We start from the raw sequence: 23,625 nt of genomic DNA, 5'->3' as shown, positions 1-23,625 counted from the left end.
GATGCGATGAGCGGGCGCCGAACGCGGACGATCTGCGCGGTGAGCCTCATGGCCGTGCTGGCGCCGGCCGCCGTCGGCTGTTCGGACGACGGGGGCACCCCGTCGTCCGAAGTGTCCCGGGCCTCCGCCGCGATCGCCTCCGCGAGGTCGTCGGCCCAGGCCCAGCTGGACAAGATCAAGGGCGGCTCCCAGGCCAAGCGCGAGGTGAGGGCCGGCCGGGTGACCCGCAACGGCGCGGGACGGTCCGTGGCACCGCTGACCGTGACCAACGGGGGCAAGCACACGGCCAACTACGCCATTGAGGTCAACTTCCGCAACGCGGGCGGGGACTTGGTCGACGCCGTCGTCCTGCATCTGTCCAAGGTGCCCCCGCACCAGCCCACCAAGGCCACCGCCCACAGCCACCGCAAGCTCACCGGCCACATCACGGCACAGGTGGGCACCGCGGTGCGGTACTGATCACCGCGGTGCCGATGGTTCGTTCAAGCGGCCAGGACCTTGGCCTTGGCCCGCTCGTACTCCTCGGGCGTGAGGTCGCCGTGGTTCTTGAGCTCCACGAGGTGCTCGAGCTCCTCCGCCCGGCCGGTGGTGGCGGTCGTGCGCACGTACTCCCGGAAGTCCTTCTCCGCCTGCTCGGCACGCTTCATCTCGCGCATGCCCATCCCCCGCCCCCGCGCCACCAGGTACACGAAGACCCCGAGGAACGGCAGCACGAGGGCGAAGACGGTCCAGCCCGCCTTGGCCCAGCCGCTCAGCGAGTCGTCACGGAAGAGGTCGGTGAAGACACGGAACAGAAGCGCCAGCCAGAGGATCCAGAGAAAGACCCACATCGTGGTCAGGAAAACATTCAGCAGTGGGTAGTCCATCGTCAGCCTCCCGTCGGCCACGCCCGGCGCGGCCTTGAGCGCCCCGCCGGAGCCCACACCTTCAGCTTACGGCGCCACGGTCGGCGCAGCACCGGATGCCGTGGCGGCGGGCCGTGCGTAAAAAGGGGAGTCGGGAGGGTGATCGGGCGACGCGGGCGGGAAGGGGCAGGCGGCCATGGATCTCCAGATTCTCCCCCTGGCCGTCACCATGATGGCCGGCCCTCAGATCGTGGCCGCGGTCATCCTGGTGACCACCGCGCGGCCGGTGCGGGTGTCCCTGGCGTTTCTGCTCGGGGTGGCGGTCGCGACCGCGGCGGGAGTCGCTCTCGCCCGGGGGCTGTGCGGGCTGCTGGGGCAGGTGGTCGCGCCGGGCAGCCCGGACGATCGGGGATCGGCCGCGTCGGTCGTACAGCTCGTGCTGGTGGGGCTGTTGGCACTGGTCGCCGTCAAGAACGTGGTGAAGCGGCGGACGGTCGAGCCGCCGAAGTGGCTGGGCGCGCTGATGGAAGCCGATGCCCGTAAGGCGCTCACGACCGGGTTTCTGATCATCCTGTTCATGCCGTCCGACATCGTGGTCATGCTGACCGTAGGGGCGAATCTGGAGCAGCACCAGGCGGGGCTGGCGGCGGCGCTGCCGTTCATCGCCGCCACCGTACTGATCGCGGCGCTGCCGCTGCTGGTCTACCTCCTCCTCGGCGACCGGGCGCAACGCGCGATGCCCCGGCTCCGGGAGTGGCTCGCCACCCATAGCTGGGTGGTCAATGTCGCCGCATGCCTGATCTTCATCGTGCTCATCCTGACCCCCTGACGGCCTGGCACTCTGGCCCTCTGCCCCCTGACAGCCTGTGGCCCCTAACGGCCCCTGCCGTGCGCCCCCGTGCGGCCCGTGGCGGACAGGAGGGCGATCACCGCGAGGGCGGCCAGCAGGATCAGCACCAGGAAGAGCACCGTCAGCACGGTGGGGTGGTTCCACAGGGCGAACACCGCGACCGGCACCAGCAGGGCCGCCGTCGTCAGCCCCCGCCGGTGGTCCGCGGTCCAGATACCGGCCCGGCCGGTACGCATCCCGTGGGACGCGCCCCAGCGGGCCGCGCTGTCGGCGAGGACCTCGGCCGTGCCGCGTACCGTGCTCGGCAGCCGCCCCGGGCCGGTCAGATAGGCGCCGAGCGCGACCACGACGCCGAGCACCAGCACGGTGAGCACGGTGACCCGCAGAAAGCGCACCACCGTGTCGAAGAGGACCGAGGCAGCCTCCCTGGACAGCACGCTCACCGGCACATGGTCGAGGTAGTAGCTACGACCCACCGTGAGGGCCAGCGCCAGGGCGAGGGAGGCGAGCGCGGTGCCCAGGGCCGCGCGGGCGAGCGCCCGGCGGCGCCGGTGGGCGAGCAGCACTCCGGTGCCGCCGAGGGTCACCGTCAGCGCGGGCAGCCAGTTGCCCGCCAGGTCGAGGAAGCGCGCCGACCGTCTGATGGTGTCGAGCCGGTCGGAGTGGAAGAGGACGAGCCGCTGGTGGATGTCGGGGATGCCGGTCACCGCGGGGAGTCCGGCGTCCACCAGTTGCTGTCTGACCCGCTCCACGGCGGCGCCGACGTTGAGGGTGACGGTGTGGCCCTCGACGCCGACCGGCCCGCCGCCCTTGCCGGTGAGGGCGCCCACGACGGCGGTGTGGGCGGCCCGGTTGGCGCCGGTCCACACGGCGGGGAACTGCTCACTGCGCACGATGTGGGCCGCCACCTTCCGCACCGCCTGGTCCAGGGCCGAGTCAAGCTGCGGGGCCAGCCCCTCGATGGTGTCGGCGGCCTGTTCCGGGAGGCCGTGGGCGCGCAGCCAGGAGGCGATGTCGGCGGTGACCTCGCGGCTGTTGTGGCGGATGTCGACGGCCTGGCTGACCTGGTCCACGGCGGTGTCCTGGATCGCCGGGTCCTTCGCCAGCGGGGCGACCGTCGCCACGTAGCGGTCGGTGTCCAGGACGATGTCGTGGACCCACACCGTCAGCACGGACACCGGTACGAGCAGGCAACCGAGCAGGATCAGCAGGGCCGACACGGCGCTTCTGGCCATGAACCCATCTCCCGCCTTCCCCGGCGGGGCCGCATCCCGGGTGACACGTGCGGGTGAGCGGATCTGGCCAAGCGGATCAGCGGGCCCGGCGGCCCGGGTGGAACTGTGGGCTCCGGCGCGACGGTCTCCAGCGGACGGACGGGCTCAGTCGGGTCTATGGGCACCTGTGAGTCGACAAGTGCCCACCGGTCTGCGGGCTCCAGCGGACTGGCAGGCTTCCACCGATCAGCAGGCACCTACCGATCTGCGATCTCCAACGGACCGGCAGGCTCCAACAGACCCGCAGGCTCCGGCAGATCTGCGGGCTCCCGCCGATCTGCGGCTCCCGGCGGACCGGCCGACTGCCGAGGTCAGGATGCGGCCGGGGCCCGCCCCGCCAGCGCGTCGAGTTCGGCGCGGCCCAGGCCGGTCAGCCGCTCGACCTCGGCGCCGTCGAGGGCCCCGCAGTCCAGCCCGCGCACCAGATGGCCGCTGAGCGCCTTGGCGGTGGCCGGTTCGTCGGCGATGCCGGTGCCTCCGGCCGTACGGTCCACATACGCGGCGAGCCGCTCCGCCGCGGCCTCCAGGCCCTCGCGGTAGAACGCGTAGACGGCGGCGTAGCGGGTGGGGAGGTGGCCGGGGTGCATGTCCCAGCCCTGGTAGTACGCGCGCGCCAAGGACCGCCGGACCAGGCGGTGGTGGAGCCGCCAGGCGTCGTGGACCCGCTCGGTGGGGCCGACGGGCAGGATGTTGGTCGAGCCGTCGGAGAGCCGTACGCCGGTGCCGGCGGCGGCGACTTGCATCACGGCCTTGGCGTGGTCGGCGACGGGGTGGTCCATGGACTGGTGGGCGGCACCGACCCCGCAGGAGGCGCTGTAGTCGAAGGTGCCGTAGTGCAGCCCGGTGGCCCGCCCCTCGGCCGCGTCGATCATTCGGGCGACGGTGGCCCGGCCGTCGGAGCCGAGGATGGCCTGGGTGGTCTCGATCTGGATCTCGAAGCCGATGCGGCCCTGGGCGAGCCCGCGCGCCTTCTCGAACTCCTCGCACAGCCGGACCATCGCGGTGACCTGCTCGGCGTACGTCACCTTGGGGAGGGTGAGCACCAGGCCGTCCGGCAGTCCGCCGGCCGCCATGAGCCCGGTAAGGAAGATGTCGAGGGTGCGGATGCCCCGGTCGCGTACGGCGGCCTCCATGCACTTCATGCGGATGCCCGCATAGGGCGGCGCGCTGCCCTCCGCGCAGGCGGCCGCGAGGAGCGAGGCGGCGCGGGCGGCCGCGGCGTCCTCCTCGGCGTCGGGGCGCGCGCCGTAGCCGTCCTCGAAGTCGATGCGCAGGTCCTCCACGGGCTCGCGCTCCAGCTTGGCCCGCACCCGGGTGTGGACGGGTTCGGCGAGGTCGTCGGGGAGGCCGAGGACGGCGGCGAAGGAGTCGGCGTCGGGGGCGTGCTGGTCGAGGGCCGCCAGCGCCTGGTCGCCCCAATCGCGCACGGTGGCGGCGGTAAGGAGGTCGGCGGGCACGTAGACCGTGTGGACGGGCTGGCGGGTGCCCGGGTCGCCGGGATAGCGGCGGGCGAGCTCGGCGTCGACGTCGGCGAGGGAGTCGGCGATGGACGCCCGTACGGCACCGGGCAGGCTGGTCGGCACGGTCTCCTGAGGCTTCATGTCCGCTCCTCCGCCCTTCCCACCGCATCCAGCTTGTTTCCACGTTACGGAAAGAATGATCCGTAGGGCGAAGTTATCCGGGCGCTCGACGGCTGGTCAACACCCCCTTCGGCGGACGTGAGGCCCTGTACGCGCATCGCGTACAGGGCCTCACGGAATGTCCTGCGGGGATCGCGGAGGATCAGCCCTTGCGGGTCTTGACCTCTTCGGTCAGCTGCGGGACGACCTCGAAGAGGTCACCGACCACGCCGTAATCGACCAGATCGAAGATCGGAGCCTCCGCGTCCTTGTTGACCGCCACGATCGTCTTCGACGTCTGCATACCGGCCCGGTGCTGAATCGCACCCGAGATACCCGCCGCCACATACAACTGCGGCGAAACCGTCTTACCCGTCTGACCGACCTGATTGGTATGCGGATACCAGCCCGCGTCCACCGCCGCACGCGAAGCACCCACCGCCGCACCCAGCGAGTCGGCCAGCGCCTCCACGACGGGGAAGTTCTCCGCACCCCCCACACCACGGCCACCGGAAACCACGATCGCCGCCTCGGTCAACTCCGGACGCCCCGTCGACTCACGCGGCGTACGCGACACCACCCTCGTCCCCGTCGCCTGCTCCGAGAACGACACCGACAACGCCTCGACCACACCCGCGGCCGGAGCAGCCTCCACAGCCGCCGAATTCGGCTTCACCGTGATCACCGGCGTGCCCTTGGACACCCGGGACCTGGTCGTGAAGGCGGCGGCGAACACCGACTGCGTGGCCACCGGACCCTCCCCACCCGCCTCCACATCCACCGCATCGGTGATGATGCCCGACCCGATACGGACCGCGAGCCGCGCCGCGATCTCCTTGCCCTCCGCGGAGGACGGGAACAGCACCGCGGCCGGGGACACCGCCTCATACGCCGCCTGGAGCGCGTCCACCTTCGGCACCACAAGGTAGTCGGCGAACTCGGGCGCGTCAGCGGTCAGCACCTTCACGGCGCCATGCTCGGCAAGGGCGGACGCCGTGTTCTCCGCACCCGCACCCAGGGCGACGGCGACGGGCTCACCGACGCGGCGGGCCAGGGTCAGCAGCTCCAGAGTGGGCTTGCGGACGGCACCGTCCACGTGATCGACATAGACAAGGACTTCAGCCATGGGAATCGCTCTCCTGCGACATGCGAAATGCGAAAGAAATGGGGGCGAGGGAAGGGCTCAGATGAACTTCTGACCCGCCAGGAACTCGGCGAGCTGCTTGCCGCCCTCGCCCTCGTCCTTGACGATCGTGCCCGCGGTACGGGCCGGACGCTCCGTGGCACCGTCCACCGCGGTCCAGGCACCCTCGAGACCGACCTCGTCCGACTCGATCTCCAGGTCCTCCAGGTCCCAGGACTCCACCGGCTTCTTCTTCGCCGCCATGATGCCCTTGAACGACGGGTAACGCGCCTCACCCGACTGGTCCGTCACCGACACCACCGCCGGAAGCCGCGCCTCCAGCAACTCCGTCGCGGTGTCACCATCACGGCGCCCCTTGACCGTGCCGTCCTCGACCGACACCTCCGACAGCAACGACACCTGCGGCACACCCAGCCGCTCCGCCAGCATCGCCGGAAGCACACCCATCGTGCCGTCCGTGGACGCCATACCACAGACCACCAGGTCATAACCGGTCTTCTCAACGGCCCTGGCCAGCACCAGCGAGGTACCCAGCGCATCGGTACCGTGCAGACCGTCGTCCTCGACATGCACGGCCTTGTCCGCACCCATCGACAACGCCTTGCGCAACGCGTCCCTGGCATCCTCCGGACCGACGGTCAGCACAGTGATCTCGGCGTCGTCAGCCTCATCGGCGATCTGGAGCGCCTGCTCGACCGCATACTCGTCCAGCTCCGAGAGCAGGCCGTCCACATCGTCACGATCGACGGTCAGATCCTCGGCGAAGTGCCGATCGCCGGTGGCATCGGGCACATACTTCACACAGACAACGATCCTCAAGCTCACGCCGGCTCTCCTACTGCATCGTCTCTACCAAGCTGCCTTGTTGCTGGCAGCATAGGCGCCTTCGGGGGCGGGACCCGGGCGGTACCGCGGGCGGTTTCCTGCCGGGGCGGCCCATGCACCGCAGCAAAATATTACTCGTCAGTACACCCAGCTCATTCCCCGGATGCAAGCCGCGTGAACTGTGACCTTGCCAACGCGGCGATCAGCGGGAGGAGCGCACGCCGGCGGGAGGGCGCGGCTCAGTCGCGCAGCGCGTTGAAGCGCCCCTGGTGGTACAGCAGCGGACGGCCTGCCCCGGCCGCGGTGCCCGTGGTCACCTCGCCGATCACCACCCGGTGGTCTCCGGCGGGTATGCGGGCCACCACCCGGCACACCAGCCACGCCAGCACGCCGTCGAGCACCGGTACGCCCTCCGGTCCCGAGCGCCATCCGGTGGCCGGTCCGAAGCGGTCGGCGCCGCTGCGCGCGAAGGTCGCGGCCAGCTCCCGCTGGTGCTCGCCCAGGATGTGGACACCGACGTGCTCGGCCTCGGAGAGCACCGGCCAGCTCGAGGAGCCGCTGCCCACGCCGAAGGAGAGCAGCGGCGGCTCGGCGGCGACGGAGGCGAGGGAGGTGGCGGTGAAGCCGACGGGGCGGGTGCCCTGGGCGGTGATCACGGCGACGCCGGAGGCGTGCCGGCGGAAGACGGAGCGGAAGAGGTCGGATGTCGCGAGCGAGGACGTACCGAGGTCGTGCGTTGCCGTCATGGAGTTGTCCTTCTGCCGGAGGTACGGGCGGGAAGCGGTGCTTGTCGTCGTTCGCTCACCCGCCCGGACACCGTGCGCCGACGGTCCGCACCGGGGTCTCGTGCACACGTCCGCAGAGAAGGAGTCCAGGCCGCATGATGTTCACCCTGGCCACGTCGGGTGCGGAGCGTCAAGTGGGTCCGGGGCGCGGTGGCTCACACGGCATCACCCAGAGCGGCGATGACATCGGCCCGGCGCGGCTGCCCGGAGGCCCGCCGCACGATCCGCCCGGCCGCGTCGAGCACCAGCACGGTGGGGGTACGGGCGATGCCCAGGGCCCTGACGAGCTCCAGCCGCGACTCGGCGTCGACCTCGACGTGCGCCACCCCGTCCACCATCGCGGCCACCTCGGACAGCGTCCGCCGGGTGGCCCGGCAGGGCTGGCAGAAGGCGCTGGAGAACTGGAGCAGCGTCGCCCGCTTCCCCAGCTCCGCGCCCAGCTCGGCGGCGCCCAGCCGCCGGCCTCCGTCGCCGTCTCGCACCTGTCTCCTCCCGATCGGACCTCCCCCGTGCAGCGTTACGGGCGGCCCGGAGATTCCCCGGAGGCCCCCGACGTGATGAGGATCTCCCGGCCGGGCGGCGCCGTCCGGTAGCACATCGAGACGACATCGGGCACCATCTGCCAGAAGCCGGAAACCTACGGCCGCGTAACTTCCGCCGGGAGAACCCTCCCAGGGCATACGACGAAGGGTCCTCAATGGCAGAGCTCGTCTACCCGCCGGTGATCGGCATGGCCCGCACCATGTTCAAGGCGCTCGATCTGCGCTTCGACATCAAGGGCACAGAGAATGTCCCGCAGGCGGGCGGCGCGGTTCTGGTGAGCAACCATATCGGCTATCTCGACTTTGTCTTCTGCGGGCTGACCGCCCGTCCGGCGAAGCGGCTGGTGCGGTTCATGGCGAAGGAGTCGGTCTTCCGGCACAAGGTCTCCGGGCCGCTGATGCGCGCGATGAAGCACATTCCGGTGGACCGCGCGGCGGGCATGGACGCGTACAAGCACGCGCTGAAGGCGCTGCGCTCCGGCGAGATCATCGGGGTCTTCCCGGAGGCGACGATCTCGCGGTCGTTCGCCCTCAAGAACTTCAAGTCGGGCGCGGCCCGGCTGGCCCAGGAGGCGGGCGTCCCGCTGCTGCCGATGGCGCTGTGGGGCACGCAGCGGCTGTGGACCAAGGGTCAGAAGCGGGCGCTGGGCCGCCATCACTTCCCGATCACGATGCGGGTCGGCGAGCCGATGGAGGCCGACCCGACCGAGCCCTCGGACACCCTGACGGAGCGGCTGCGCGGCCGGGTGCAGGAGCTGCTGGAGGCGGCGCAGCGGGCATATCCGGTGCGCCCCAAGGGCCCGGACGACACCTGGTGGGTCCCGGCCCATCTGGGCGGCACCGCTCCCACCCCGGCCGAGGCGCTGGCCCTGGACCGGGGCCGGTAACGAAACCCCTGCGGGCGGGCCCCGGCGGCCCGCCCGTACCGCACCCAGGGCCCTAGCGGCCCATCTCCTCCTTGACGGCGGTGATGAAGCCGTCCACGTCCTCCTCCGTGGTGTCGAAGGAGCACATCCAGCGCACATCGCCCGCGGCCTCGTCCCAGAAGTAGAAGCGGTAGCGCTTCTGGAGGCGCTCGCTCACCTCGTGCGGGAGGCGGGCGAAGACCGCGTTGGCCTGGACCGGGTGGAGGATCTTCACTCCGTCCACCGCGCGCACGCCGTCGGCCAGCCGCTGAGCCATGGTGTTGGCGTGGCGTGCGTTGCGCAGCCACAGGTCGCGGGCGAGCAGGGCCTCCAGCTGGACGGAGATGAACCGCATCTTGGATGCCAGCTGCATGGACAGCTTGCGCAGATGCTTCATGGCGCTCATCGCGTCCGGGTCGAGGACGACGACGGCCTCGCCGAAGAGCATCCCGTTCTTGGTGCCGCCGAAGGACAGGATGTCGACGCCCGCCGCGTTGGTGAACGAGCGCATCGGCACGTCCAGGGACGCGGCCGCGTTGGCTATCCGGGCGCCGTCGAGGTGGACCTTCATCCCGCGCTCGTGGGCGTGATCACAGATGGCGCGGATCTCGTCCACCGTGTAGACGGTGCCGAGCTCGGTGTTCTGCGCGATCGAGACGACCTGCGGCATCGCCCGGTGCTCATCGTCCCAGCCCCATGCCTGGCGGTCGATGAGCTCGGGGGTGAGCTTGCCGTCCTCGGTGGGGACGGTGAGCAGTTTGAGCCCTCCGACGCGCTCGGGCGCCCCGCACTCGTCGACATTGATATGGGCCGTGTCGGCGCAGATGACCGCGCCCCATCGGTCGGTGAGCGCCTGCAGGGCGACGACATTGGCGCCGGTTCCGTTGAAGACCGGGAACGCCTGTGCGTGCGGGCCGAAGTGGCTGCGCATGACGAACTGCAGATGCGCGGTGTAGTCGTCCTCGCCGTAGGAGACCTGATGGCCTCCATTGGCGAGCGCGAGTGCGGCGAGGATCTCCGGGTGGGCGCCGGCGTAGTTGTCGCTGGCGAAGCCGCTCACCTCGGGGTCGTGGTGGCGACGGGCGTCGGTCCTCACGGCTTGGGGGTCAGCCACAGGCGGGTTCCGTTCACTTCCTGGGCGGGCCGGTCCCAGAGTCCGGTGATGGCCTCGGCCAGCTCCTTGACGTCCGTGAAGCCCGCGAACTTCGCGTTGGGGCGCTCCGCCCGCATGGCGTCGTGCACCAGTGCCTTGACCACCAGGATGGCAGCGGCCGCCGAGGGGCCGCCCTCGCCCCCCAGTTTGCGGAAGGAGTCGGCGAGCGCGAGCGTCCACGCCTCGGCGGCGGCCTTGGCGGCGGCGTACGCGGCGTTGCCCGCGGTGGGCTTGGCCGCGCCCCCCGCACTGATCAGCACATAGCGGCCCTTGCCGCTGCGCAGCAGGGCGTCGTGGAAGGCGAGGGAGGTGTGCTGGGCGGTCCGGATCAGCAGATTGTGCAGGGTGTCCCAGTCGGCGAGCGGGGCGTCGGCGAAGGTCTTGCTGCCGCGCCAGCCGCCGACCAGGTGGATCAGCCCGTCGACCCGGCCGAACTCCTTCTCGGTGCGATTGGCCCAGGCGCGGGCGGCGTCGAGGTCGAGCAGGTCGACCGTCTCGCCGGTGACGCTGGCGCCGCCGTGCGCGTAGCGCGCCGCGTCCACGGCCTCGGCCAGCCGCGCCGGGTCGGAGTCGGAGGCGACGACGGTGGCGCCGGCCTCGGCGAGGCGGAGCAGCGTGGCCCGGCCCGCGGGGCCAGCCGCGCCGGCCACCGCCACCACCGCACCGTCCAGCGGCCGCTCGCCCGGTTCGTTCGGGCTGGGGCTCGACGTCGGTGTGGTCATGCTCGCTGCCTCCTCGTCCTTCCCCGCTCGGCGGCTGTCCGCCGTCGCGGGGCTCATGCCGCCGCCGGTAGGTCGCTGTCGGCCGTGATCCCCTTGGTGGAGGCGACCACGTCACGCAGCTTCTTCGCGAGCGCCTCGTAGAACATGCTCAGCGGAAACTCGTCGGGGAGCACGTCGTCGACGAGCTTGCGCGGCAGCTGGGTCAGGTCCAGGGCTTCCGGGCCCTTGGCCCAGACCGAGCCGGGGTGAGGTGCGAGATACGTCGACACCAGCTCGTACGCCTTGAACCAGTGGACCAGTTTGGGGCGGTCGATGCCGTCGCGGTAGAGCTTCTCGATCTCGCCGCACAGCTGGTTGGTGACCTGCGAGGCGCGGGACCAGTCAATATGCAGGGTGTTGTCCGTCCAGCGTACGACGTCGTGCTGGTGGAGGTAGGCGAAGAGCAACTGGCCGCCGAGCCCGTCGTAGTTGCGGACCCGCGCGCCGGTGACGGGGAACCGGAACATCCGGTCGAAGATCACGGCGTACTGGACGTCGCGGCCCTGGGGGACCCCCTCGGCCTCCAGCTTCACGGCCTCCTTGAAGGCCGTGAGGTCGCAGCGCAGCTCCTCCAGCCCGTACATCCAGAACGGCTGCCGCTGCTTGATCATGAAGGGGTCGAACGGCAGGTCGCCATGGCTGTGGGTACGGTCGTGGACCATGTCCCACAGGGCGAACGCCTCCTGGCAGCGGCGCTGGTCGGCGAGCATGTCCCCGATGTCCTCGGGGAGTTCGAGCCCGAGCGTCTGGACGGCGGCATCGCTGACCCGGCGGAAGCGGGCCGCCTCGCGGTCGCAGAAGATGCCGCCCCAGGTGAACCGCTCGGGGGCCTCGCGGACGGCGATGGTCTCCGGGAAGAGCACCGCGGAGTTGGTGTCGTAGCCGGAGGTGAAGTCCTCGAAGGCCAGGCCGCAGTAGAGCGGGTTGTCATAGCGGGTGCGCTCCAGCTCGGCCAGCCAGTCCGGCCAGACCATGCGCAGCACCACGGCTTCCAGGTTGCGGTCCGGGTTGCCGTTCTGCGTGTACATGGGGAAGACCACGAGGTGCTGGAGGCCGTCGGCGCGGGTGCGGGCGGGCTGGAAGGCGAGCAGCGAGTCGAGGAAGTCGGGGACGCCGAAGCCGCCCTCGGCCCAGCGGCGCAGATCCGCGACGACCGCCCGGTGGTAGTCGGCGTCGTGCGGCAGCAGCGGGGCAAGCCTCTCGATGGCCTCGATCACCCGGGCGATGGTCGCCGCGGCGGTCTCGCGGGTGGGTGCGCCCTCGGCGTCGAAGTCGATGGAGCCGTCCTTGGACTGCCACGGGCGAAACGTTTCGACGGCGTCCTTGAGGGTCGGCCAGGCCGGATGTTCGACCACACGCTCTGCTGACAGAACGCCACCTTCAGCTATCGGGGACGAAAGAATTTCCGTCATGACCACTCCTTCACCGGAGAAACTTGCGTACAACCACCGTATCCATCGGAGCCTCCTTCGCTCAAGCGACGGTACGGGAAATCATCCTGCGCCACACCCGCACCACCGCAGTTTTTCCTGCCCCCATCGGCCCGGCTCATGCCACGGCCCCGCTTGAGCAGTCCTGTCATGAGCGGCCGGTATGGTGTGCGCCGGTCCGGCGGCCCGCCCGCCGAGAGCCGACGAATCTGCCTCCCCACTGCCTCCCCCCGACCCGACGAGACGACCCGACGAAGGCCGTCAAGGGCCGTCAGAAGAGCGAGACAGCGTTGACTTTTCTCACCATCGGACACCGCGGAGTGATGGGCGTCGAGCCGGAGAACACCCTCCGATCCTTTGTCCGCGCCGAGCACGAGGGCATGGACGTCATCGAACTGGACCTGCACCTCAGCAAGGACGGCGCGCTCGTGGTGATGCACGACGCGGACGTCGACCGCACCACCGACGGCAAGGGCCCGATCGGCGACTTCACCCTCGCGGAGCTGCGTGAGCTGGACGCCGGGGAGGGTGAGCGGATCCCGGTCTTCGAGGAGGTCGTGGACGCCGTCAAGGCACCGCTCCAGGCCGAGATCAAGGACACGGCGGCCGCCCGGGCGCTGGCGGAGGTGCTGACCGGCCGCGATCTGCTGGACCGGGTGGACGTCCTGTCCTTCCACGACGAGGCGCTCGCCGAGATCCGCACCCTGCTCCCGACCGCCCGCACCGCCCTCGTGGCCAGCCGCTACGGCCTCGATGTGATCGACCGGGCGCACGCCGTCGGCGCCGGGATGCTGGTGCTCAACATCCGCAGGGTGACCCTGGAGCTGGTGGAGCGGGCGCACGCCGCCGGCCTCAGGGTGATCGGCTGGACCGTGAACACCCCCGACCAGCTGAAGCTGGTCCGCGGCCTCCGCCTGGACGGCGCCACCACCGACTTCCCGGAGATCCGGCGGGCGGCGCGCTTCACGGCGTGACGCCCTCACCGGCCACCTTCACCCGTACGGCGTAAGCGGCGCTCAGTCGAGGGGCTTGACCAGCAGCTCGAACTCGAGGTCGGCGCGGCGCGGCACACCGACCCGCTCATCGCCGTACGGGAACGGGGTCATCTCGCCGGTACGGGCGTAGCCGCGCCGCTCGTACCAGGCGATCAGCTCCGCACGGGCGGTGATCACCGTCATATGCATCCGCGTCGCACCCCACTCCGCCCGCGCGAACCGCTCGGCCTCGGCGAGGATCGCCTTGCCCAGGCCCCCGCCCTGCAGCGCGGGCCGGACCGCGAACATGCCGAAGTAGGCGTGGTCACCACGGTGCTCGAGCTGGCAGCAGGCGATCAGCTCACCGCCCCGCTCGACGATCACCATGCGACTGTTCTCGTCCCGCACCACGGCCGCGACGCCCTCCGGGTCGGTGCGCCGCCCGGCCAGGAGATCCGCCTCCGTGGTCCATCCGGCGCGGCTGGCGTCTCCGCGGTAGGCCGACTCGATCAGCGGCACCAGCGCCTCCACATCGGCCTCGGTGGCCGGGCGGAAGGCGAGCGGGGCGATGGCTCGTACAGTGGCGTCCGCGGTGTCCATGGCGTCGGAAGGGTCCCTTCGGGGGCGGGGGCGGGGGATCGGTCGGCGGTGGTGGCGGCAAAGTGACCTTAACCTGCCCCAAGCGGGTCGGGTTGCGTAAGGTCGCGGCATGGTTCACGTACTGAGCAGCCGCGTTCTGCTGCGGCCGACGGACCCCGAGCGCTCCCGGGCGTTCTACGGCGAGGCGCTGGGTCTCGCGGTCTTCCGGGAGTTCGGGACGGGCCCCGAGCGGGGCACGGTCTACTTCCTCGGCGGGGGCTTCCTGGAGGTCTCCGGCCGCTCCGACACCCCGCCCGCCCCGGGCCTCCAGCTATGGCTCCAGGTCGCGGACGCGGCGGCGGCGCACAAGGAGCTCACCGCGCAGGGGGTCGAGGTGCTGCGCCCGCCGAAGAAGGAGCCGTGGGGGCTGGTGGAGATGTGGATCGCGGATCCGGACGGACTCAAAATCGTGATCGTGGAAGTGCCGCAGGACCATCCGATTCGCTACCGTCCGGGGATCTAGCGGCAGACACGACAAAGCACCCGCCCGGCGCCACGTGGATCGCGGATCCGGACGGCGTGCGGCCGCCCCGGCGCCGTCCGCCCGCCCTCCCCGGCTCGCGGTGGCCGGGGGTGGTGGGGCGGACGGCGGGCGGTCCCGGGGGATCAGCCGGGCTGGCTGTTCTCCTTGTGCTCGCCCCAGCCGTGCCAGCGGTCGATCTCGATCCAGGCGCTGACCCTGCCGCGGTCCCGCTGCGGGTAGTCCTTGCCGAGGTATTGCCGGGACAGCCGGTCGATTCCGGACAGGTCCTCGTCGTCCTGAAGCTCGACGACCCGGCCGATGAGGCTGATGTGGTTGTACCAGTTCGCCTCGTCGAGCACGGTGAGCGTGACCCTGGGGTCGTTGCGGATATGGCTGAGCCGCTTGCGGCCCTCGTCCAGGTTGACCAGGATCCGGCCGTCGTCCCAGAGGTACCAGGTGGCCGTGGACACCGGCTGGCCGTCGGACCGGATCGTCGCGATCACGGCCGGGTTGGGCTTCTCGAGCATGGCGACCGCGGCCTCGGGAAGCGGTGGATTCGACACGGGCTCTCCTCCTCGTAGAACGGCTGTTCACGTCCCGTGGTGCGGCGGGGGCAGCTTGATCCACGGGCCGCACCTCTCACGGTGCCATACCGCGCCTCGCGCTCCTTGCCACTCCGCGCGCCTCGCGCTCCCCCACTGCGTCCATGCGCTCCCATGTGTGGCGCCGCGGCAGGGGATGTCTCCTGGTGTTACGTCCCCCTTCGGGAGGTGTGCCGTGCACGGAGCTCCGCTCGTCGGCTGGCTGCTGGTCGCGCTGTGCGCGGCCACGGGTGCCTACTGTCTGCTTCAGATGCGCGGTGAGCCGCCCGGGCCGGGGCGGCGGATAGCGGGCGCCGAGGCGCTCATGGGGTGGGGGATGGCGGCGATGGCGGTGCCCTCCACCGTGCTGGACCCGCGGCCATGGGGTCCAGCCGCGTTCGCGGCGGTCTTCGCCGTGGCCGCAGTAAGGGCTCTGCTGCCGGTGCGCGGCGCGGGGCTTCCGGGGCACCGTCTGCATCACGCCATCGGGGCGCTCGCGATGGTCTATATGGCGCTCGCGATGATGGCAGGCACCACGGGCGGCCACCATCACACCGGCCAGACGGCACCGGGCCGGATGGCGGGCGGAGTGCCGCTGCTGACCGGGGTGCTGCTCGTGTACTTCGCGGTCTACGTCGTACGGTCCGGGCTGCGGCTCGTACCGATGACGGACGGCGCACTGGACGGCGCCGGGGTCCGAGCCGTGGACGATGCGGACGCCGGCGCCGGGGCCCGCGCGGGGGCGGGCTCGTCCGGTACCGGCTGGTCACGGCGGCCCGAGCTGCGGCATGCCTGCAGGCTGTCGATGGGGATAGGGATGTGCGCCATGCTGCTGGCCGTGTGAACGGGCGGCGGGCCGGGCCGTAGCCACGCCCGTAGCCGCACCGTGGTATGCGTCACTTCCCCGTCGTGAACGTACCCGGCCCGAGCTTCGCGATCATAGGGTGACCGCCATGTTGGTCCCGTTCGCGCTGATGGGCCTCGGCGCACTGGCGGCGGCAATGGCGCCGCGCCTGCTGTCCCGCTCCGACTGGATCGACCGCGAACCTGTCCTCGCCCTGTGGGTGTGGCAGTGCGTGGTCGTCGGGGTGCTGTTGTGCTGCGCGCTGACCATGGCGCTGACCGCCGCGGCCGCCTGGGAGGCCGTGCGCGGCAATGTCTTCGCCCCCGCGCCCAAGGGCGTGGTGGAGGCGTACGCGCTCTCCGGCTACGGGCCGCTGGCCGCGCCCATCGCCCTCGTGCTCGCCCTCGGGGCCGTCTGGAGCGCGGTGATGCTCACCCGCGAGATCGGCCGCGCCCGCGCCTGGCGCAGGCAACACCGGGCCGAACTCCTCGTCCGCTCCCCCGTCTTGCCCGGTGAGGAGCCCAGCGGGGAGCGTCTGGTCGTCCTGGAGGGCGACAAGCCGGACGCCTGGTTGCTGCCGGGCACCACACCCCAGCTCGTCATCACCACGGCGGCGCTGCGCCGCCTCAAGGGCCGTCGGCTGGACGCCGTCATCGCCCATGAGCAGGGCCACGCCCGCGCCCGCCATCACTGGCTGCTGCACTGCTCGGGCGCGCTGGCCACCGGCTTTCCGCAGGTGACCATGTTCGCGGCGTTCCGCGACGAGGTGCACCGGCTGGTCGAGCTGGCCGCCGACGACTCCGCGTCCCGGCGCTTCGGGCGGACGACCACCGCGCTCGCCCTGGTCGAACTCAACGAGGACCGCGGGGTGTTCGGCCCCGGCCCCAGCGCGCTCGCCCAGGTCCCGCAGCGGGTGGACCGACTCCTGGCCCCGGCCTCCCGACTCTCGGTGGGGCGCCGCTGGCGCCTTACGGCCACCGCGGCGCTCGTCCCGGTCGTCCCGCTCATGGTCACCCTCGTCCCGGCACTGCGGGTGCTGGGGTAGCCGTTCCGGCACAGGGCTCCTGGCCCTCGGCCGCCACAGGAGTCTCCCAGCTCTCAGCCGTCACAGGGGCCTCCTGGCCCCGAGGCCCGCCCGTCGGCGATCATCGACCCATGCAGTCGGCAACCCTTCACCACCGAGCCGCCCGCACCGCGGCCGTGTTCACCGCGCTCTTCCTGGTGCTGCTCGCCCTGGTGGCCGCCCATTGGGGGCCCCTGGGGAGCGTCGACCGGGAGATCGTCGTCGCCCTGCACCGCTCCGCCGTGGAACACCATGGCTGGACCCGGGCCAACAGAGTGCTCACGGACTGGATCTGGGACCCCTGGGCGATGCGTGCGCTGCTGGCCGTGGCCGTGGGGTGGCTGCTGTGGCGGCGGGAGCGGCGGCTCGCCCTGTGGGTCGCCGTCACGGCGGCGGCGGGCACGGCCCTGCAACAGGCGGTGAAGGCCGCCGTCGACCGGGAGCGCCCCCGGTGGCCGGATCCAGTGGACTCGGCGCACTACGCGGCCTTCCCCTCCGGCCACGCTCTGACCGCGACCGTCGCCTTCGGGCTGCTGCTGTGGCTGATGACGCTCCACAGGGCGTCGGCGAAGTGGCTGCGGCTCATGGCCGCCGTCGCCGCCGTGTCCGTGCTGGGCGTCGGCTTCACCCGCCTGTATCTGGGCGTCCACTGGCCCAGCGACGTGCTGGGCGGCTGGCTGCTGGGCGCGGCGCTGGTGTACGGGGCGATCGCCTCGTACGGCTACGCCCGCAGCCGTACGAGCGAGCGCGAGGCGTCCCCCGAGGGAAGAGTGCGCTCGTGACCCCCGAAACCCCGTCCGACCAGCGGGAACGGTAGCCGCACCCGGGTGCTAGCCGAGCCGCACCCCTGCCAGGATCCCGTGCGCGACCGGCAGGCGCAGCGAGAGGTAGCCGCTCGCGGGGTCGGAGAGGTACTCCCGCATCTCCCGGTGCATGTCGAAGCCGAAGTCCATGTCCATGTCGTCCACGAGCACCAGCGCGCCCCGGCGCAGCCGGGGCTCCACCACCTCGAGCACCGTCCGGTTGAGGTTCGGCCAGCCGTCCATCAGCAGCAGGTCCACCGACCCGGGCAGGTCCCGCAACGTCTCCCGCGCGTCGCCGACGCGGACGGTGGCGATGTCGGAGAGCCCGGCGGCGGCGATGGCCTCCGTGGCCTTGGCCACCTTGTCCGCCTGCAGCTCGGTGCCGATCACCTGCCCGCCGCCGTTGTCCCGCACCGCGCTGGCCAGGTAGAGGGTGGACACGCCGAAGGAGGTTCCGTACTCGACGACGGTCCGCGCGCCGGTCGCACGGGTGAGCAGGTAGAGCAGCTCACCGCCCTCCTTGGACACCGACATGGAGGCGTCCTTGAACGTCTCGGCCATCTGACTGGCGTCCAGCTCGGCCCAGGCCGACTTGGGGTCGGTCACACCGGTCTCGGCGAACGCGCGCTCATCGCCTTCGCGCTCGGCCTCCAGCAGTCCGTCCAGGACGGTCGCCACGAGCTCGGTGTGCAGTGTGGACGGCATGCGATCTCCTTCAGGGTCGGTGCGGTCACCGGATAGATTCTTCTTCCGGCGGCGGTCCGACGGCCCCCTAAACATCCCCCTGGCTCCCCCTGAGCTGCCCGCGGCCATGGGAGAGTGCGGTCATGAGCAATCTCGACCTGAGGCCCGCGGCGACCGTATGCGGCGGCCGCGATGACGTCACCGCCCAGCCGGTTCGCGAACTGCTGGCCGCCAAGCAGGTCCCGCTGGGCGAATCCACGATGGTGCGTCGGCTGCTGCCCAGCCTCGGGCGGCGCATGGTCGGCGCCTGGTGCTTCATCGACCACTACGGCCCGGACGACATCGCCCAGGAGCCGGGCATGCAGGTCCCTCCGCATCCGCATATGGGGCTGCAGACGGTCAGCTGGCTGCACGACGGCGAGGTGCTGCACCGCGACAGCGTCGGCAGTCTGCAGACGGTGCGCCCCGGCGAGTTGGGGCTGATGACCTCGGGCCGGGCCATCGCACACTCCGAGGAGTCCCCGCGCGAGCACGCCCGCCTGCTGCACGGGGCACAGCTGTGGGTCGCGCTCCCCGACGGCGACCGCCATATCGCCCCCAGGTGGGAGCACCACGCCGAGCTGCCCCGGGTGACCGGCGGCGGAGGGCTGCGGGCGACGGTCGTCCTCGGCGAACTGGACGGCGCGGCCTCGCCCGGCACCACGTTCACCCCGCTGATGGGCGCGGACATCGCCCTCGCGGCCGGCACCGACACCCGGCTGCCGGTGCGTCCCGACTTCGAGTACGCGGCGCTCACCATGTCCGGTGAGGCCGAGGTCGACGGGGTCCGCCTCGCCCCCGGCTCCCTCCTCTACCTCGGCTGCGGGCGCACCGAACTGCCGCTGCGCGCGGATGTGGACAGCGCGTTCATGCTGCTGGGCGGGGAGCCCTTCGAGGAGAAGATCGTGATGTGGTGGAACTTCATCGGCCGGTCCCATGAGGACATCGCACAGGCCCGCGCGGACTGGGAGGCGGGCACTCGCTTCGGTGAGGTGCACGGCTTCGACGGCGACCCACTGCACGCCCCCGAACTCCCCCCGCTGCCCCTCAAACCCCGCGGCCGCACCCACTGACCTGGGATATCCACGGTCCCCGGCCCGGCGTCGAACGGAGTGGTCGAGACCGTGTGATCAGCACCGCTCGCTGGTGGCTCACCGGGTCCGTGCCCGGGTGAGCCGCCGGCGCCAGGCGACGGGGGGCCGGTCGTGTGCCTGGGGTAACCAGGGCGGACGAGGTTCTCGTGGCGCCCCATGACGACGACCCAGCGGCGCTCTCATCCGGTACGCCGGTCAGATCCGGCTTGGTGGTCCGCGCGTCGTGAGCTGAAGGTCAGGCCGAGCCAGCACGCCCAGCCGATGGGTTGCAGCGCCCAGTAGCTCGCGATCCTGTAGAGCAGCGTGAGCGCGATTGCCTGCTCGGTGCGCAGCCCGTACAGCACGAGCATCGCTGTCAGACTGGCCTCCACCACACCGAGACCGCCCGGCGTCAGCCGCAGGCTGCCCGTCATCTGGGTGAGCGTGTACGCCACGAGGATCCCGCGCCAGGGAACGCCGATGCCCAGCCCCCACGCGCAGGCGAGGAGGCAGGCCGCGTCGCACCCCCAGTTGAGTAGCGCAAGGGTGAAGGGCCGCCACCATGGGCGCAGCCCCGGTCGAACGGCATGGACGTGCCGGACGAGGGCAAGCAGGCTGTCCTGGATGTCCCGCAGCTGCTGGGAACGTACCCCGAGCCGCCGCCAGAACCGCCAGACGCGGCGGCGTACCGGCGCGCAACGGGAGAGGCCGGCCACAGCGCCCACCGTCACGCCGAGGACCGCCGCGAGCCCGAGCACCACGGGCCGCAGCGCGCCGAGCCCCGCGGAGCCACTCGCCAGCGCACCGGCCACCAGCAGCGCAAAGAGCGCGGCCGCCGACAGCACTCCCGAGACGGCCAGCACCGCTCCCGCGAGTACCTGTCCCACACCCCTGCGCCGGAACTGCGTGAACATCCATGCGGCCGCGAACGCCGCCCCGCCCGGCAGTGCGCCGGCGACGGCGTTGGCCGCCAGCACGATGGTCCCGACGACCCTGAGGCGCAAGCGCTCCCCGCCCATCCGCAGCAGCCACTGCTGCAGTGCGATCAGAGCGCCGAGAGACGCTGCCTCGAACCCGGCGACCAGGACCAGCCGGGGCATCCGGACCGCGGCGATCAAGCGCGAGGCCGCAGCCAGATCGTGCCGCCGGTACACCGCGACGACCGCCGCGATCACCACCAGGGCGACGGAGGCGAGCCACCACAGCCGACGTGGCTTCCTGAAGGGTGCGGTGGCGAAGTCCTCACCATGCTCGGGGTCCTTGTCCGCGCCGTCCATGTCGGCCACCGTACGGCGCCACACCGCCCTACGAGATGAGGCGTAAGCGAACCGTCCTTGTACCGGGGCCGCCGGCGGTCCCCCGTCGTGCGCGCAACTGTCCGCGGGAAGCGGAGCCGGGACGGACCACTCATCTGTCGAACGTGCGGTCGGAAAGTGCAGCGACCTGCCTGCCCCGGGGCGCGCGGGCAGGCACGGGCCCCAGCCGAGGTGTCGTTCCGCCGGCGGACTCCGAACCGGCCCTAACGTCTGCTGAGTGAAGAGTCGACACGAGGCGTGGGTGAGGCCGGCGGGGCTCGACCCCGAGGAGGCGGCGGAGCTGCTCCTGCGCGATCTGCACAGTTCGCGAGCCGGTTTGACCTCCGTCGAGGCCGGGCGGCGACTGCTGCAGTACGGCCGCAACGAGCTGCGCAGACGCGGCGGCCGACGCTGGCCTCGTGAACTGGCGCTCCAGTTCACGCACCCGCTCGCCCTGCTGCTGTGGCTAGCCGCAGCGCTGCTCGTCGCCGTGGGCTCGAACGTCGTGGCCGCCGCAGTCGTCCTCATCATCTTCCTCAACGCCGCGTTCGCGTTCGTCCAGGAGGTACACGCCGAACACGCGGTCGAGGCACTGGCCGCCTATATCCCCCAACGGGCGAAGGCTCGCCGCGACGGTGTCCTGCGAGAGATCGATGCCACCGAACTGGTCCCGGGCGACATCATCGCCATCGAGGCGGGTGACCGGATCGCCGCCGACATCCGCCTCCTGAAAGGGGCCATCGAGGTCGACATGTCGGCGCTGACCGGGGAATCTGTGACCACCCTGCGCTCGGCCTCGATCCTGGACGTGGATGTCCCCGTGCTCACGGCGCACGATCTTGTCTTCAGCGGCACCAGCTGTACGGGCGGCGAGGCCCACGGCGTGGTCTTCGCCACCGGTATGAACACCGAGCTCGGCCGCATCGCCGCGCTCTCCGAGCAAGTCAAGCAGGATCCCAGCCCCCTCGAGCGCCAGGTGCGGCGGGTCGCCTGGCTGATCGCGATCGTCTCGGTGGCCCTGGCCCTTGCCTTCATCCCCCTGGCCACGCTCGGCATCGGACTGTCCCTGGTCAACTCCGTGGTCTTCGCCGCCGGCCTGCTGGCCGGCATGGTCCCCGAGGGACTCCTGCCCGTCATCACCCTCGCCCTCGCCGTGGCCGTCCGCGCGCTCGCCACACGCGGCGCCCTCGTCAAACGGCTCAGCGCCGTGGAAACACTCGGCTCGACGGACGTCATCTGCACCGACAAGACAGGCACCATCACCGAGAACCGCATGCGCCCCACCCACGTGTGGACCGCCTCATGCCTCCTCGAACTGGACAACACCTCGGTGCGCCAGCACGGCACCCCGGCCGACCCGGTTCAGGCCACGGTCGGGCGGATCGCCGCCACCTGCAACAACGCCCGCCTCGAACCCGGTGAGGAACCCAGCGGCGATCCCACCGAGATCGCTGTCCTGCTCGCCGCCCGAGAGCTGGGTGCCAGGCTCGCAGCCACCGAGCGGGAGGCCGACCGCGCCTGGCAGTTCCACTTCGACCCCGAACTCAAGCTGATGTCGACCATCGACCGGCACCACGGCCGTCTCGCCATCCGTACCAAGGGAGCACCCGAGGCACTCCTGCCGCACTGCACCACCTTTCTCGGCCCCCGGGGGCAGCAACTGTCGCTCACCGATCCCGACCGTCAGCGCATCACCTCTCAGGTCGACGCGTTCGCGGCCGACGGCCTGCGCGTACTTGCCCTGGCCGAACGGGAACTGCCCCCCGACCGCAGGCCGCCGCACCGACGAGGCGACGCCGAGACCGAACTTTGCTTCGCCGGACTGATCGCCATGCTCGACCCGCCGCGCCCCGAAGTCGCCGAAGCCGTAGGCGACTGCCACACCGCCGGCATCCGCATCATCATGATCACCGGCGACCACCCGCTCACCGCCACCGCGATCGCCCAACGTGTCGCCATCACCGGCAGCAACCCCACCGTGGTCAGCGGCCAGCAACTGGAAAAGCTCGGCGAGAGCGAGCTACGCACCCTCGTCAGCCGGACGCACGACATCGTCTTCGCCCGCGCCTCCCCGGAGGCCAAGCTCCGCATCGCCGACGCACTGCGCGAGGAGGGACACGTCGTCGCCATGACCGGCGACGGGGTCAACGACGCCCCCGCGCTACGCCGCGCCGACATCGGCGTCGCCATGGGCCGCTCCGGCACCGACGTCGCCCGCGAAGCCTCCACCATGGTCCTCACCGACGACAACTTCGCCTCGATCGCCACCGCGGTACGCGACGGCCGTCGGATCTACGACAACGTCCGCAAATTCATCATCTACATCTTCGCCCACGCAACCCCCGAGGTGACGCCGTTCCTCTTCTTCGCGCTCGGCGGCGGCCTCATTCCACTCCCCCTGACGATCCTGCAGCTCCTCGCCTTCGACGTCGGCAGCGAGACGCTCCCCGCTCTCGCCCTCAGCCGCGAACCCGCCGAACCCGGGCTCATGGACCGCCCGCCCCGGCCCCGATCCGAGGGCGTCATCCAGGCTCCGATGCTCATCCGCGCCTGGCTCTTCCTCGGCGCGCTCGTCGCGGCACTCCAGATGACAGGCTTCTTCTACGTCCTCACCAAGGCCGGCTGGAGTCTCGGTGACCCGACCGGGCCAGGGCAGCCCCTGCACCACGCCTACCAGCAGGCCACGACCATGTCCTTCCTTGGCATGATCGCCGGACAGATCGGCACCGCCTTCGCCGTCCGCACAACCCACGCCTCGCTCCGCTCCGTAGGCGTCCTGTCCAACCGCTACCTCCTCGCCGCCATCGCCGGCGAACTCCTGCTCGCAGGCGTCTTCGTCTACGCCCCGCCGTTCCAGAAACTGCTGGGAACCGCCGCACTCCCGGCGGGTGATCTTCTGTTCCTGCTCCCCTACCCCTTCATCGTCTGGGGCGCCGACGAACTCCGGCGTTACCTGATCCGACGGCACAACTCCCGTTCTCCCCAACGGGGACAGCCGTAACGCTGCACCCGCCGCCAGTCCGCTCGTGTTTCG

Annotated in this window: 24 protein-coding genes; 10 read left to right on the top strand and 14 right to left on the bottom strand. The window is 71.2% G+C overall.

Annotated features, from left to right (window positions below; genetic code table 11):
* Positions 1-6: 6 nt before the first annotated feature.
* The gene (locus CGL27_RS44055) at positions 7-459 is read left to right on the top strand and encodes a hypothetical protein (RefSeq protein ID WP_119993214.1); all 453 of its coding nucleotides are present in this window, start codon (positions 7-9) and stop codon (positions 457-459) included.
* Positions 460-482: 23 nt separating this feature from the next.
* On the opposite strand, the gene CGL27_RS44050 is transcribed toward CGL27_RS44055, so the two are convergent.
* Positions 483-866: an SHOCT domain-containing protein gene (locus CGL27_RS44050; protein WP_119994849.1), complete on the bottom strand. Its 384-nt coding sequence runs from the start codon at positions 864-866 to the stop codon at positions 483-485.
* Positions 867-1,041: 175 nt separating this feature from the next.
* Between CGL27_RS44050 and CGL27_RS44045 the strand changes: the two genes are divergently transcribed.
* A complete protein-coding gene (locus tag CGL27_RS44045) occupies positions 1,042-1,674 on the top strand; it encodes a GAP family protein (RefSeq protein WP_119993212.1) in 633 nt (210 codons plus the stop codon).
* Positions 1,675-1,718: 44 nt separating this feature from the next.
* Here CGL27_RS44045 and CGL27_RS44040 read toward each other — a convergent pair whose 3' ends face one another.
* The 6 genes from CGL27_RS44040 to CGL27_RS44015 all read right to left on the bottom strand — a co-directional run bounded on the left by CGL27_RS44040 (position 1,719) and on the right by CGL27_RS44015 (position 7,857).
* Positions 1,719-2,930 (bottom strand): hypothetical protein, encoded by a 1,212-nt coding sequence (locus CGL27_RS44040; RefSeq protein ID WP_119993211.1) that lies wholly within the window; start codon positions 2,928-2,930, stop codon positions 1,719-1,721.
* Between the two features lie 350 nt (positions 2,931-3,280).
* The gene (locus CGL27_RS44035) at positions 3,281-4,570 is read right to left on the bottom strand and encodes an aldolase/citrate lyase family protein (protein ID WP_119993209.1); all 1,290 of its coding nucleotides are present in this window, start codon (positions 4,568-4,570) and stop codon (positions 3,281-3,283) included.
* Positions 4,571-4,751: 181 nt separating this feature from the next.
* Positions 4,752-5,714: an electron transfer flavoprotein subunit alpha/FixB family protein gene (locus CGL27_RS44030; RefSeq protein WP_119992546.1), complete on the bottom strand. Its 963-nt coding sequence runs from the start codon at positions 5,712-5,714 to the stop codon at positions 4,752-4,754.
* A 57-nt stretch (positions 5,715-5,771) separates the two neighbouring features.
* Complete coding sequence (locus tag CGL27_RS44025; protein ID WP_119992545.1) at positions 5,772-6,557, bottom strand: electron transfer flavoprotein subunit beta/FixA family protein; 786 nt, start codon at positions 6,555-6,557, stop codon at positions 5,772-5,774.
* A gap of 239 nt (positions 6,558-6,796) precedes the next feature.
* On the bottom strand, positions 6,797-7,303 hold the full coding sequence (locus tag CGL27_RS44020; RefSeq protein WP_078645661.1) for a flavin reductase family protein: 507 nt from the start codon (positions 7,301-7,303) through the stop codon (positions 6,797-6,799).
* A 194-nt stretch (positions 7,304-7,497) separates the two neighbouring features.
* Entirely contained in the window at positions 7,498-7,857 is a 360-nt protein-coding gene (locus CGL27_RS44015) for a thioredoxin family protein (protein WP_237300037.1), read from the bottom strand.
* Positions 7,858-8,039: 182 nt separating this feature from the next.
* On the opposite strand from CGL27_RS44015, the gene CGL27_RS44010 reads away from it, so the two are divergent.
* On the top strand, positions 8,040-8,771 hold the full coding sequence (locus CGL27_RS44010) for a lysophospholipid acyltransferase family protein (RefSeq protein WP_078645659.1): 732 nt from the start codon (positions 8,040-8,042) through the stop codon (positions 8,769-8,771).
* 52 nt (positions 8,772-8,823) lie between these two features.
* On the opposite strand, the gene CGL27_RS44005 is transcribed toward CGL27_RS44010, so the two are convergent.
* The 3 genes from CGL27_RS44005 to CGL27_RS43995 are packed head-to-tail and all read right to left on the bottom strand — an operon-like array spanning position 8,824 to position 12,115.
* Positions 8,824-9,885, bottom strand: a complete 1,062-nt coding sequence (locus CGL27_RS44005; protein ID WP_203348781.1) for a low specificity L-threonine aldolase — start codon at positions 9,883-9,885, stop codon at positions 8,824-8,826.
* A complete protein-coding gene (locus tag CGL27_RS44000; RefSeq protein WP_107439181.1) occupies positions 9,882-10,664 on the bottom strand; it encodes an SDR family NAD(P)-dependent oxidoreductase in 783 nt (260 codons plus the stop codon). The genes CGL27_RS44005 and CGL27_RS44000 overlap by 4 nt, the downstream gene beginning before the upstream one ends.
* Before the next feature lie 53 nt (positions 10,665-10,717).
* Positions 10,718-12,115 carry a DUF6421 family protein gene (locus CGL27_RS43995; protein ID WP_078645653.1) on the bottom strand — a complete coding sequence of 466 codons (1,398 nt, stop codon included), beginning with the start codon at positions 12,113-12,115 and terminating at the stop codon, positions 10,718-10,720.
* A 308-nt stretch (positions 12,116-12,423) separates the two neighbouring features.
* Between CGL27_RS43995 and CGL27_RS43990 the strand changes: the two genes are divergently transcribed.
* Positions 12,424-13,107 (top strand): glycerophosphodiester phosphodiesterase family protein, encoded by a 684-nt coding sequence (locus CGL27_RS43990; protein ID WP_078645651.1) that lies wholly within the window; start codon positions 12,424-12,426, stop codon positions 13,105-13,107.
* A gap of 42 nt (positions 13,108-13,149) precedes the next feature.
* Here the strand turns inward: CGL27_RS43990 and CGL27_RS43985 are convergent, their stop codons facing one another.
* A complete protein-coding gene (locus CGL27_RS43985; protein ID WP_119993207.1) occupies positions 13,150-13,707 on the bottom strand; it encodes a GNAT family N-acetyltransferase in 558 nt (185 codons plus the stop codon).
* Positions 13,708-13,816: 109 nt separating this feature from the next.
* Here CGL27_RS43985 and CGL27_RS43980 point away from each other — a divergent pair, with 109 nt between their 5' ends.
* A complete protein-coding gene (locus tag CGL27_RS43980; protein WP_078645648.1) occupies positions 13,817-14,209 on the top strand; it encodes a VOC family protein in 393 nt (130 codons plus the stop codon).
* A gap of 143 nt (positions 14,210-14,352) precedes the next feature.
* Here CGL27_RS43980 and CGL27_RS43975 read toward each other — a convergent pair whose 3' ends face one another.
* A complete protein-coding gene (locus tag CGL27_RS43975; protein ID WP_078645646.1) occupies positions 14,353-14,772 on the bottom strand; it encodes a PPOX class F420-dependent oxidoreductase in 420 nt (139 codons plus the stop codon).
* A 214-nt stretch (positions 14,773-14,986) separates the two neighbouring features.
* Here CGL27_RS43975 and CGL27_RS43970 point away from each other — a divergent pair, with 214 nt between their 5' ends.
* The 3 genes from CGL27_RS43970 to CGL27_RS43960 all read left to right on the top strand — a co-directional run bounded on the left by CGL27_RS43970 (position 14,987) and on the right by CGL27_RS43960 (position 17,479).
* On the top strand, positions 14,987-15,634 hold the full coding sequence (locus CGL27_RS43970; RefSeq protein ID WP_119993206.1) for a DUF5134 domain-containing protein: 648 nt from the start codon (positions 14,987-14,989) through the stop codon (positions 15,632-15,634).
* A gap of 109 nt (positions 15,635-15,743) precedes the next feature.
* Positions 15,744-16,679, top strand: coding sequence for a M56 family metallopeptidase (locus CGL27_RS43965; protein WP_078647815.1), 936 nt, complete (start codon positions 15,744-15,746; stop codon positions 16,677-16,679).
* 110 nt (positions 16,680-16,789) lie between these two features.
* On the top strand, positions 16,790-17,479 hold the full coding sequence (locus CGL27_RS43960; RefSeq protein WP_078645642.1) for a phosphatase PAP2 family protein: 690 nt from the start codon (positions 16,790-16,792) through the stop codon (positions 17,477-17,479).
* A 48-nt stretch (positions 17,480-17,527) separates the two neighbouring features.
* Here CGL27_RS43960 and CGL27_RS43955 read toward each other — a convergent pair whose 3' ends face one another.
* Positions 17,528-18,205, bottom strand: coding sequence for a class I SAM-dependent methyltransferase (locus CGL27_RS43955; protein WP_078645641.1), 678 nt, complete (start codon positions 18,203-18,205; stop codon positions 17,528-17,530).
* A 122-nt stretch (positions 18,206-18,327) separates the two neighbouring features.
* Between CGL27_RS43955 and CGL27_RS43950 the strand changes: the two genes are divergently transcribed.
* The gene (locus tag CGL27_RS43950) at positions 18,328-19,296 is read left to right on the top strand and encodes a pirin family protein (RefSeq protein ID WP_119993204.1); all 969 of its coding nucleotides are present in this window, start codon (positions 18,328-18,330) and stop codon (positions 19,294-19,296) included.
* Between the two features lie 200 nt (positions 19,297-19,496).
* Here the strand turns inward: CGL27_RS43950 and CGL27_RS43945 are convergent, their stop codons facing one another.
* Entirely contained in the window at positions 19,497-20,573 is a 1,077-nt protein-coding gene (locus tag CGL27_RS43945; RefSeq protein ID WP_240450845.1) for a lysylphosphatidylglycerol synthase transmembrane domain-containing protein, read from the bottom strand.
* A gap of 256 nt (positions 20,574-20,829) precedes the next feature.
* Between CGL27_RS43945 and CGL27_RS43940 the strand changes: the two genes are divergently transcribed.
* Entirely contained in the window at positions 20,830-23,592 is a 2,763-nt protein-coding gene (locus CGL27_RS43940) for a cation-transporting P-type ATPase (RefSeq protein WP_119993202.1), read from the top strand.
* The last annotated feature ends 33 nt before the right edge of the window (positions 23,593-23,625 follow it).

It is taken from the genome of Streptomyces sp. 11-1-2, assembly GCF_003595545.1.
In the GTDB taxonomy this organism is placed as follows: domain Bacteria; phylum Actinomycetota; class Actinomycetes; order Streptomycetales; family Streptomycetaceae; genus Streptomyces; species Streptomyces hygroscopicus_B.
The sequence above is the reverse complement of the archived record's forward strand: the minus strand, read 5'-3'. Positions and strand labels throughout refer to the sequence as shown.